General features: G+C 62.7%; 8 protein-coding genes. 2 read left to right on the forward strand and 6 right to left on the reverse strand.

The window, feature by feature from the left end:
* Nucleotides 1–50 precede the first annotated feature (50 nt).
* The 4 genes from accC to IPV08_RS14835 all read right to left on the reverse strand — a co-directional run bounded on the left by accC (nucleotide 51) and on the right by IPV08_RS14835 (nucleotide 3349).
* Entirely contained in the window at nucleotides 51–1412 is a 1362-nt protein-coding gene (gene accC / locus IPV08_RS14820) for an acetyl-CoA carboxylase biotin carboxylase subunit (RefSeq protein ID WP_207412402.1), read from the reverse strand.
* A gap of 11 nt (nucleotides 1413–1423) precedes the next feature.
* Nucleotides 1424–1909, reverse strand: coding sequence for an acetyl-CoA carboxylase biotin carboxyl carrier protein (gene accB / locus IPV08_RS14825; RefSeq protein WP_207412403.1), 486 nt, complete (start codon nucleotides 1907–1909; stop codon nucleotides 1424–1426).
* 20 nt (nucleotides 1910–1929) lie between these two features.
* Complete coding sequence (gene aroQ, locus IPV08_RS14830) at nucleotides 1930–2427, reverse strand: type II 3-dehydroquinate dehydratase (RefSeq protein WP_207412404.1); 498 nt, start codon at nucleotides 2425–2427, stop codon at nucleotides 1930–1932.
* 112 nt (nucleotides 2428–2539) lie between these two features.
* Nucleotides 2540–3349, reverse strand: a complete 810-nt coding sequence (locus tag IPV08_RS14835; RefSeq protein WP_056430642.1) for a DsbA family protein — start codon at nucleotides 3347–3349, stop codon at nucleotides 2540–2542.
* 183 nt (nucleotides 3350–3532) lie between these two features.
* On the opposite strand from IPV08_RS14835, the gene IPV08_RS14840 reads away from it, so the two are divergent.
* On the forward strand, nucleotides 3533–4723 hold the full coding sequence (locus IPV08_RS14840) for an aminotransferase class I/II-fold pyridoxal phosphate-dependent enzyme (protein ID WP_207412405.1): 1191 nt from the start codon (nucleotides 3533–3535) through the stop codon (nucleotides 4721–4723).
* Between the two features lie 73 nt (nucleotides 4724–4796).
* Here IPV08_RS14840 and IPV08_RS14845 read toward each other — a convergent pair whose 3' ends face one another.
* Nucleotides 4797–5771 (reverse strand): TorF family putative porin, encoded by a 975-nt coding sequence (locus tag IPV08_RS14845; protein ID WP_246747963.1) that lies wholly within the window; start codon nucleotides 5769–5771, stop codon nucleotides 4797–4799.
* Between the two features lie 470 nt (nucleotides 5772–6241).
* Entirely contained in the window at nucleotides 6242–9271 is a 3030-nt protein-coding gene (locus IPV08_RS14850; protein WP_207412406.1) for a ribonuclease E/G, read from the reverse strand.
* A gap of 738 nt (nucleotides 9272–10009) precedes the next feature.
* Here IPV08_RS14850 and IPV08_RS14855 point away from each other — a divergent pair.
* Complete coding sequence (locus tag IPV08_RS14855) at nucleotides 10010–11284, forward strand: N-acetylmuramoyl-L-alanine amidase (RefSeq protein ID WP_207412407.1); 1275 nt, start codon at nucleotides 10010–10012, stop codon at nucleotides 11282–11284.
* Nucleotides 11285–11331 lie beyond the last annotated feature (47 nt).

Below are 11331 nucleotides of genomic sequence, written 5' to 3' on the forward strand. Positions count from 1 at the left end.
AGAACGAGCTTCTAGCGGAGCAGTTCCGCTTAGCCGACGGTAAAACCGCTTCAGACTGCGGCGTCCGCGAGACCGCCAGCTTCGAGAAAACCCTCTAGCCAATGGATATCGTAAGCTCCATTGAGGACCTCCGGATTTCGCACGAGTGTGCGAAAGAGCGGAAGCGTGGTGTCGACGCCGGCGACAACGAACTCATCAAGGGCGCGACGCAGGCGCATGAGGCATTCCTGGCGGGTGCGCCCGTGAACGATAAGCTTCCCAATGAGGGAATCGTAGTTCGGCGGAATGCGATATCCCTGATAGGCGGCGGAATCGACACGGACGCCGAGCCCACCCGGCGGATGGAAGTAGGTGATGAGGCCCGGCGAGGGACGAAAGGTGGCCGGGTGTTCGGCGTTGATCCGGCACTCAATGGCATGCCCGGACACCTTGATGTCGTCCTGCGTCACCGAGAGGGGTAGGCCAGCGGCCACACGGATCTGCTCGGCCACGAGATCGACACCCGTGATCATCTCTGTGACCGGGTGTTCGACTTGGATGCGGGTGTTCATCTCGATGAAATAGAATCGACCATCCTCGTAGAGGAATTCTACGGTACCGGCGCCGATATATTCGAGTTCCTGCATCGCCTTGGCGCAGATGCCGCCGATCTCGGCGCGAGTCGCCTCGTCGATCACCGGCGAGCCGCCCTCTTCCCAGACCTTCTGGTGCCGCCGTTGGAGCGAGCAATCGCGCTCCGCGAGGTGGACGGCCCGGCCTCGGCCATCACCAAGAACCTGAACTTCGATATGGCGCGGCTTCTCGAGATACTTCTCGAGATAGACCGCATCGTCACCGAAAGCCGCCTTCGCTTCGGTGCGCGCCATATCGAGGGCCTGCTCGAGATCGGCTTCCGTCCGAGCCACCTTCATACCGCGCCCCCCCCCACCGGAGGCGGCCTTCACCAGCACGGGATATCCGATCTCGGCCGCGATCCGCTTGGCTTCTACCGGATCGTCGACCCCACCCTCGGAGCCCGGCACACAAGGGATGCCCAGACGCTTTGCCGTTCGTTTGGCCTCGATCTTGTCACCCATGATGCGGATATGCTCAGCCTTGGGGCCGATGAAACCAATATTGTGGTGGGCCAGCACCTCAGCGAAGCGGGCGTTCTCCGACAGGAATCCGTAGCCCGGGTGCACCGCATCCGCCCCCGTGATCTCGCAGGCGGCGATAATCGACGGGATGTTGAGGTAGCTGTCCCGGGCCGACGGGGGCCCGATGCACACGCTCTCGTCGGCAAGCCGCACATGCATCGCATCGGCATCAGCTGTGGAATGCACCGCTACGGTGGCGATCCCGAGTTCCTTGGCCGCGCGAAGGACGCGAAGGGCGATCTCGCCGCGATTGGCGATCAGGATCTTTTCAAACATGGGACGCGCAATCACTCGATGACGAGGAGAGGTTCGCCGAACTCGACCGGCTGCCCATCCTCGAAGAAGATCGCGGTCACCGTTCCGGCGCGGGGGGCGACGATCTCATTGAACGTCTTCATGGCCTCGATCAGAAGGAGCTTCTCGCCAGCTGCGACTGTTGAGCCGATATCGACGAAGGCCTTGGCATCCGGGGAGGGTCGACGATACGCGGTACCGACCATTGGCGAGGGTACGGCTCCAGGGTGTCCCGCCCCGGCCTTGGTACGATCACCGGCGGTGCCGGGGCCGGCGACAGGCGCCGCAGCCGCCACGGGAGCAGGCGTCGCCAGGGCAGGGGCGGGAGCAGCCACCTGAACGTGGACGGGCTCGATCCGACGGACCACGCGGATGCGCAGGTCACCCTTCTCCACCTCGATTTCGGTCAGATCCGTCTCGGTCACGAGTTTGGCGAGTTCGCGTACGAGCTCGGGATCGAAAGGTTCGTTCTTAGGCATCGGCACCTTGGCCATTCCGGTCAGTCTTGAGAGTTGGCGTCCGACGAAGCATCGGACAGGAGAGAAGGGAGAGACGGTAGGCGAGCCTGGAGCAACCGCACCAGGGCTTCCAGACCCAGACCGTAGCTGTGCGGACCGAAACCGCAGATGATTCCAGCGCAGACCGGTGCGATGAGCGAAACATGCCTGAAGGCTTCGCGCGCATGCACGTTCGAGAGATGCACCTCAACCGCGATGGCACCACTACCCGCGATAGCATCGCGTAGGGCGACGGAGGTATGGGTGTAGGCGGCGGCGTTGATAAGCACCCCGGCGCCCGCAAGGCCCGCCTCCTGCACGAAACCTACCAGTTCGCCCTCGTGGTTGGTCTGGCGGACGGTCAACGTGACGCCGAGGGTTTCGGCGCGCGCGCGTAGGTCGCGCTCGATGTCGTCGAGCGTTGCGGTCCCGTAGATGCCTGGCTCGCGGCGTCCCAGGAGGTTGAGGTTCGGTCCATGAAGGACGTGGATCGGGATCATGACATCGCGTTCGAAGCGCCGGCCGCACCAATGAGCCGGGGCGGTGGTCCTAGACGATCGCCGCCGGAAGCGACAGATGCATTACCCGGGCAATCGCCGGGCATGATGCACCTCAGCAGCTCGCGTGGCCGCATTGCCGGATATCGCTGATAGTCTTGCGGATTGGCTCCACGCCCACGGCACCGGGGATGATCTCCTCACCGATGATGAAGGCCGGCGTACCGGAGAGACCGAGCTTGTCGCCGAGGCCGACATTCTCTGCCAGCGCCGCCTTCACTTCCGCTCCCTGTGCATCCTTCTGCAGCTTGGCGATGTCGAGGCCCATATCCTTGGCCAGCGCAACCGCGCGCTCGCCGTTGACCCGCCCCTTGCTCTCCAGCAGCTTGACGTGGAACTCGAACAGCTTCTCGCCCTTGAGCTGCTGCTTGGCCGCCAGCGAGATCTTGCTGGCTTCCAGTGATTCCGCTCCGAGGACGGGGAAATCCTTCAGCACGACCCGCAGCTTGGGATCCCCCTTCACCAACGTCTGGATGTCGGCGAGCGCCTTGCGGCAATAGCCGCAATTATAGTCGAAGAACTCCACCAGGGTGACGTCGCCGGACGGATTGCCGACCACCACGCCGTGCGGCGAGTTCACGAGGGCCTCGCGGGATTCCTTCAGCGCGGCGGCCTGGGCCAGCTTCTGTGTCTCCTGCTGGCGGCGCTCGCCCTCGGCAATGGCCTCCTGCAAAACATCAGGATTCTTGACGAGGTAATCCTTGATGATCGCCTCGATCGCCTGGCGCTGCACATCGGTGAAGGCTGCAGCCGAAGCCGGGGCCATCTGAGCGGGAGCCGGCGCCTGCGCATTAGCGTTCGAAACGCCGGAGGTCAGAGCGCCAGCGAGGGCGACGGACGAAATAAAGTGGCGAAGCAGGCGCATTGATCCTCGCGGGGTCGCGTCCCGTCGGCCGTGATCCGGCTCGGGACGACCGGTCGTTAGTCGCCGGGTTAGGCGTTTTCGCGGCGGCGGGTCAATCGCATCGCCCGATGCGCCATAATCCGTGGCGGCGAGGAATGGGTAAGTTGCCTGGAAGAGGAGGGCGGAGGGGAGTAAGCCAGCACCATGACGTCAGCCGCCGATCGCCCCGACAGCAGCATTGCCGCGAGAGCCTCACTGCGCGCAAGCCGCGTAGCGCCCTTTCTCGCCATGGACATCATGGCCGCCGCTGCTCTGCGTGACAGGCAGGGTGACGGCGTGATCCATATGGAAATCGGCCAGCCTTCGGCTCCCGCGCCGCGTCGTGTGATCGAGGCCGCACAGCGTGCTTTGGAAATCGGCAGGCTGCCTTACACCGATGCCTGTGGGATTCCGGCCCTGCGCGAGCGCATCGCCCGGCATTATCGCGACACCTATGGTGTCACGGTGTCACCCAATCGGATCGTCGTCACCAGCGGCTCCTCAGCCGGCTTCGTGCTGGCTTTTCTCGGACTGTTCGATGCAGGCGCGCGCGTTGCGGTGCCACAACCGGGCTATCCCGCTTATCGCAGCATTCTCCACGCATTGGATCTCGTTCCGGTGCCTATGACGCTGCGGGACGAAGACCGCTTCGCTCCAACGAGTGAGGCTTTGCGCACCATGCATCATCGCGACTCACTTTCCGGCATCCTGGTGATGAGTCCCGCCAACCCGTCCGGCACGGTCATCGAGCCTGCCCGGCTCGCGGAACTCTGCGCCACGGCCCGCGACTTGGGGCTGCCTTTCATTTCGGACGAAATCTACCACGGTCTCAGCTACGGTATGCCCACCGAAACCGCACTGAAGTTCGATGACGATGCCATCGTCATCAACTCGTTCTCGAAGACCTTTTGCATGACCGGCTGGCGCATTGGCTGGATGGTGGTTCCGCCTTGGCTAGCTCGTCCCGTCGAGCGATTAGCGCAGAATCTCTACATCTCCGCGCCCTACCTGTCGCAGGTGGCGGCGTTGGCTTCCTTCGACGCGATGGAAGAGGCGGAGACGATTCGCCTCGGCTACGCCGCCAACCGGGCATTGTTGCTCGACGCGTTTCCCTCCCTCGGCCTGGGAAGTACCCATCCGGCCGATGGCGCCTTCTACCTCTATGCCGACGTCGCCAACCTCACCGACGACGCATCGTCCTTCTGTCGCCGGATGCTGGAGCAATCCGGTGTGGCCGCGACCCCGGGACTTGATTTCGACGCCGCGGAGGGAAGCCACCATGTGCGGTTCTCCTTCGCGGGGTCCGAACGGGATTGCGTAGAGGCGGTTCGTCGCCTGAAGGCTTGGCTCGGTTGAAGGCTTTTGGCCATCGACATGAGAATGGCCCCGAAGCGCTCCGGGGCCATTTTTTTGTATCTGAGCGCCGCGCTTAGCGGAACAGGTTCAGGAATCCGCCCGGCTCGGCATAGATGCCCGGGGCCGCCGTGGAGGTCTGGAACGTGATCGAACCAATCACCGCGTCACCGCACCATTTCGAGGTCCCGCCATTGGTAACCTGGCGGAAGTCGCCGCTGAAGACGGCGCATTCGGTCTTGGTAAGATCGGTGTTGTGGTAGCGTACGTCGAGAACGATGTTCTTGTAGGTGTAGGACAGGCCGACGTTCCCATAGAGGTAACTGGGCAGGTTGATCGAGTTGAACCGCCCGATATCCGCGTTGAATCCGGTAGCGGAGTTCTTTGCAGCACCGAGGAAAAAGTAGCCGAGTTCTGACGACAGCGAGAACCCGCCTGCATAGGCTTCAGCCAGGAAAGGGAAAAGTGAGGCTGGCAACGCGTAAGCGGCGGTACCCGAAGCATAGGTGCTGATGGCGTGCGTGCCGAAGAAGTTCGGCGAGAAGAATACGTTCGTACCGAGCGTCAGCGCATCCGTCGCCGTGTACAGCATCTTTCCAGCGGCTTCGTAGAAATCAGAATTCTTGGTGGAGAACGCAGTACCGCCGGGCAGGACGACCTGCTGCTCGTTCGGATAGAAGTAGTACAGAATACCGAGATCGAAGGCGAACTTACCGAAGGTCGGGCGAATACCCGCAATCAGATCGAACTCCATGTCTGGTCGCGTCGGTAGGCGGGTCTGATAAGTCGCGAAACCCGCATAGGCGAAGTTGTTCAAGAACTGTGCTTCGAAAAAGGTCTGGTAGCTGCCCTGCAGGTTCGATTGCGACACACCGCGGAAGTTATAATCCGTCTGGTAGCGAGAGCCGAACGAGAATCCGATCAGCGGATCGGCAGCCTTCGCCTCGACCGGCATGACTTTGGGTACGGAAAGATCGGCTGCAATCGTCGGCGAGACAGCGACGCTCGCAAGCGTACTGAAGGCCAGGAGTGATGTGTACAAACGGCGCATGGCCCGATCCTTCTAGTGGTCGCCGAAGGGGCTGTGGCGACACAAACCCCATTTCAATGAGATCCCCCGGGCTTCTAGACCGACGTGCAAACAGCTCGGTTTTCTAGCGCCAGTGAAGGCTGGGATGATGACTGTCTTTTCTGACGTCATATCTTTCGCCCCTAACTCAAGCTTGACCGTAAGGGACTACGCCTTTGAGAAAAATGACTTTGCTGCAACAGAGCCCACCAATCACATGAGACCTATTGAAAAAACCAAAAATAGACGAATACATGTGCAATATGCGCAAGAAATATACTTGAAATGCACGATAAGTATCGCCGTCACTAAGAACCTTCATCTGCAATGAGGCCGAATGGCCAGTCGCGCGCGGTGGTCTCGCACGGTGCACACGGAGCCGGAAATGAAATGGGCCGCATCCAGTTAGGATGCGGCCCATTTTGGTTCGCTCGGCGTCGTCGGAGGTTGGATTATTCGCCTGTAAGCGCAGCCTTGGTCCGCGACCACCATCCGGCGCGCTTCGGACGATCGGGATCGATCGGCGTCAGCACCACCGCTACCGGCTCGGGAGCAGGAATTGGCGCCGGAGCCGGCTCAGGGGACAAGTCCGATATAGACGTATCGTGAAGGTTGTCCGGGGCCTCGGGAGTCGCCGCCTCGATTGGTTTGAGCGAGGGTTCGTCAGCAATAGGCAGGTCCACCGAAACAGGTGCGAGTGCCGCTTCCGATGCGTCTGGCGGAAGATCGACCGAAACCGGAGCCCCCTCTTGCACGGGGTCTGAAGCGTTCCGCTCCTCATCGGCATCGTCACGCGGGCGGCTCTCGTTACGATCCCGACCGCGTCCACCCCTGCGTCCGCGGCGACGCCGGCGGCCAGCGCCTTCGTCTTCTGACAGTTCGGAGCGGGGCGTCGTCTCGCCGTCCGAAGCATCCCCAACGACGATCTCGTCGGCCGCATTCTCGCGAGCCGTATTGTCCTGACCCTCGCCGGCCTGATCGCCTAGATCTTGACTCTCTCCATCGGCGTCCTCGTCACCGGAATGCTCATCGCCGCTAGCGGAGTGCTCACCCGTCGATTCGCCGGTCTCGTGACGACCACCCCGACGGCGCCGACGGCGGCGGCGGCCACCGGAGCGCCCCTCGCCATTGCCGTCACTCGGATTCTCACGCGAACCGTCAACCTCGGACGCCTCAGCCTCGGCCTCGACGACGGTCTCTTCTTCCTCGTCGCCGTCGAAATCGTCGTCGGTATCCACCTGGGGTGAAATCGCCACGGCGCGGATACCGGTTGCGGGCCCCTCGCTTCGGATCGCCAGCTCACCTCGATCGAGCTGGAACGCGGATGTCGCGGCCAAGCGCTCGTCTGCAGCAATGGTAACGCTGACGCCGAAGCGGATCTCCAGCTCGCGCAGATGCGCGCGCTTCTGGTTGAGAATGTAGAGCGCCACCTCGGTACGGGTACGCAGGATAAGGTTGTGCGTCGTGCTCTTGAGGAGTGATTCCTCAATGGCGCGCAGGATTTGCAGGGCAACCGATGCCGTAGCTCGGACGTAGCCCGAACCGCCGCAATGGACGCAGGGGAGCGACGAACTCTCGAGCATGCCGGTGCGAATGCGCTGGCGGCTCATTTCAAGCAGACCGAACGGCGAGATCCGACCGACTTGGATACGGGCGCGATCGTTCTTCAGACAATCGTTCAGCTTCTTCTCGACAGCGCGGTTGTTGCGCTTCTCCTCCATGTCGATGAAGTCGATGACGACGAGGCCAGCGAGGTCGCGCAGACGGAGTTGGCGGGCGACTTCCTCGGCCGCCTCCAGATTGGTGCGGAGCGCCGTATCCTCAATGTCGTGCTCGCGGGTCGAACGGCCCGAATTCACGTCGATGGAGACGAGCGCCTCCGTCGGATTGATGACGAGGTAGCCGCCGGATTTGAGTGTGACATGGGTCGAGAACATCGCGTCGAGCTGTTGCTCGACACCGTGGCGCGCAAAGATCGGCGTCGCGTCCCGGTAGGGCTGCACCACCTTGGACTGGCCCGGCATCAGCATGCGCATGAAGTCGCGTGCTTCGCGGTAGGCCTCGTCGCCAGCCACGAGGATATCGTCGATATCCTTGTTATAGAGGTCGCGGATCGCGCGTTTGATCAGTGAGCCTTCCTCATAGACCAGGGCCGGCGCGGATGAGGACAGCGTCAATTCGCGAACGCTCTCCCAAAGGCGCATCAGATACTCGAAATCGCGCTTGATCTCGGGCTTGGTCCGAGACGCACCGGCGGTGCGAAGGATTACGCCCATGCCCTCCGGCACTTCGAGATCCTGAGCGACTTCCTTGAGGCGCTTACGGTCCGCTGCCGAAGTGATCTTGCGGGATATGCCGCCACCACGACCGGTATTGGGCATCAGCACGGAATACCGGCCCGCCAGCGACAAGTACGTGGTGAGCGCCGCGCCTTTGGTGCCGCGCTCTTCCTTGACGACCTGAACCAGGATGATCTGGCGACGCTTGATGACCTCCTGGATCTTATAATGACGGCGATAGGTGCGCGGCCGCTCGGGGATCTCGGCCAACGCGTCGCCGTTGCCACCTACCTGGGCGATCTTGTGCTCGCCATCCTCGCCTTCATGCTCGTCGTCCGAATCTTCGTCATCGGAGTCGTCCTCATCGTCCGAATCATCGTCCTCATCCGATTCGTCTTCATCGGAATCGTCGTCCTCATCGGTCTCGTCTTCGGCAACCGAGGCATCCGGATGGGCTTCAGGCGACGGCTCTTCAACAGCATCCTCTGAGGGAGCCGTCCTCTCCAAGTTGAGGGCAGGGGCCTCGACGGGAGCAGCAGCCTCGCCTTCGAGGGATGCGGGCGGCAGGTCCGACGACGCGTCCGAACCGGGCTCGATGAAAGTGGCGTCAGGCGCGAAGGGATCGGCTGAAGTGGCCTCGTCCTTCACAGACTCGTCGACGGCATTTTCCGAGGACACGACAGAATCAGGCGTCCCGACAGCCTCGGGCACGATGGGATGTTCACCCGATTCGTTGTTCTGCGGTGTGTGATCCTGCGGCGTCGCGTCGTCGGAAGAACGCGCCGCGACGGCCTCGGACACGTCCTCGACGCTCACCGTATCGCTGGTCTTGGCGGATGCGGCTTCAGCGCGGCGACCGCGCGAGCGCCGGCGTGGCTTACGCTCCTCACGCTCGCGATGCTCCTCGGCGTCCCGCGCCTCGTCTTCCAACAGTGCCTGACGATCCGCGAGGGGGATCTGGTAATAGTCGGGATGAATCTCACTGAAGGCGAGGAAGCCGTGGCGGTTACCGCCATATTCGATGAACGCAGCCTGGAGCGATGGCTCCACTCGGGTCACCTTCGCGAGGTAGATATTGCCCCGAAGCTGCCGGCGGTTCGCCGCCTCGAAGTCGAACTCCTCAACCCGGGAACCATGCACCGTGACGACCCGGGTCTCTTCCGGGTGCATCGCATCGATGAGCATCTTGTTGTTGTTGGCCATGACGAACTTTCATGGCGGTCGACGTCGTCCTTCTGCAGCCGAATTGTCCCGGCGAAGCGCTGCCCGATCCCGGCCCATCGGCCGTCGAGGGGAGAGCACGCTTAGGCCCACAGAAGCGGGCCAAGGGGGCTTTAGGGAAGGGATTGCCGTCAACCGCCGCTAGGCGCCGGTGATCGGCGCGACTGGGGTTGAACCTGGCCAAGGCCGACGGGGAACCGGCGCCACGCGAATCGCGTACGCTTTGAACACGAGCAACGGCAACCGATGCTGTGCGTCCGCCCATCCGCTCCCTGACCTCACGAATAATTTGAAGCCGAGCAATCGCCGGCCGCTGATTTCAAGAACGGCGCTTCGGCGAAACAATCGCCGCATGCACCGATACCCACCCGGATTGAAGTTACCGGCGAACTTGACGCGGAGAGCCGACTGCGAGGCGACGCGGCGAAAGGCCATGACGCACCCGCGGGCCACGGTGACGACCGCACGGCACCCGGGAAGGGACACTACCATTACAGATCGTCGCGGGCGCTTGGCAAGCAGCAACGCAGCCGCCGTCTCAACTTTGCCGCCGTAGTCGGGTGCGCGGCATCCGGCTCGCACCTGTCGCCCCACGGCACCATCCTAGCCACTTTGCGAATCAGGGACGATAGGAACGGTTAACCATCCTGATCGTATCCCTTAACGAACGCTCGCGCTTCCGAAGGACCTTATGGTTCCAGGACAACGACTGCCGGACCGATGCCGCCTCTCGCTCGCCTGCTCCGTTCCGCATTTATTCTGTGTGTTGTCGCGACGACTTCTCCGGTCGTGGCCCAGGACGGTCTGCGAACCAACCCAGCGGCATCCAGCCAACAATCGGCGGTCGCCATTGCCGCCGATCTTTCCGCCGGTTCGGGCGGCTCGACGAAGCTGACCCTGACATTGTCAAAGCCCATCGAGGCACGCGTCTTCGTTATGGAGCGGCCGGACCGGGCGGTCATCGACCTCGCGGAAGTGAACTTTCAGCTTGGGCCAGAAACCGGCCGCCGCCGCGAAGGCTTGGTTTCCTCCTTCCGCTACGGCCTGTTTGCGCCCGGACGCTCCCGCATCGTCGTTGATCTCGCGCAACCAGCTACAGTCGGACGAATCGAGACGACGACACGTACGCGTGACGGCGCCATTCTGCTGACGGTCGAGTTCCAGAAAGCCGACCGCGACGCCTTCCGCCGAGCCGCCGTTTCCAACGACCCATCTCCACCTAGCCGGAAGGAAGCCGTGGCGGAGCCGACCGATTCCCGACCACTCATTATGATCGATGCTGGCCATGGCGGAATCGATCCGGGCGCTATCGCCGCCAGCGGTGTTTTTGAAAAGGACATCGTCTTCGGCTTCGCCCAGGCTCTTGTCGGGAAGCTCGAAGCCTCCGGCCGTTACCGTGTCCGGATGACCAGAGATCGTGACGTGTTCGTACCGCTGTCAGAGCGCGTGCGGATCGCCCGCGAGGCGAGCGCCGACCTCTTCGTCTCGATTCACGCCGATTCCATTTCCTCCGCGCCGCAGGTGCGTGGCGCCACCATCTATACCGGCTCCGAGAAGGCCACTGACGCCGAATCGGCCAAGCTCGCTGAGCGTGAGAACAAGGCGGATTCGACCGCCGGCACGGATTCCAGCGAAGGCCCCGGCCACATCGCGGACATCCTCCAGGAACTGACCCTGCGGGAGACGCGGACCTTCTCGTCGGGCTTCGCCAAAGGGCTGATGTCCTATCTCAGCCCCGTGATGGAGCTGAGCAACAAGCCTCATCGTGAGGCCGGCTTCGTGGTCCTACGCTCGCCCGACGTGCCTTCGGTGCTGGTTGAGCTCGGCTACCTGTCGAGCAAGCGCGACCTTGAGATGCTTCAATCCGAAGCTTGGCGCGCTGACGTCACCGGGGGCATGGCGAAGGCGATCGACGCGTTCTTCGCCAACCGCACTTCGCTGACCCGGCCTGTGCCGCCGCGCCGCTCTGCGGCAATCGCCCCAGTTTCACCATAGATACGGTGTGAAACCGGGGCTCACGGCGCCCCGGCCTCGGAACAGGC

It is taken from the genome of Methylobacterium sp. SD274 (assembly GCF_017355285.1).
Classification (GTDB): Bacteria; Pseudomonadota; Alphaproteobacteria; order Rhizobiales; family Beijerinckiaceae; genus Methylobacterium.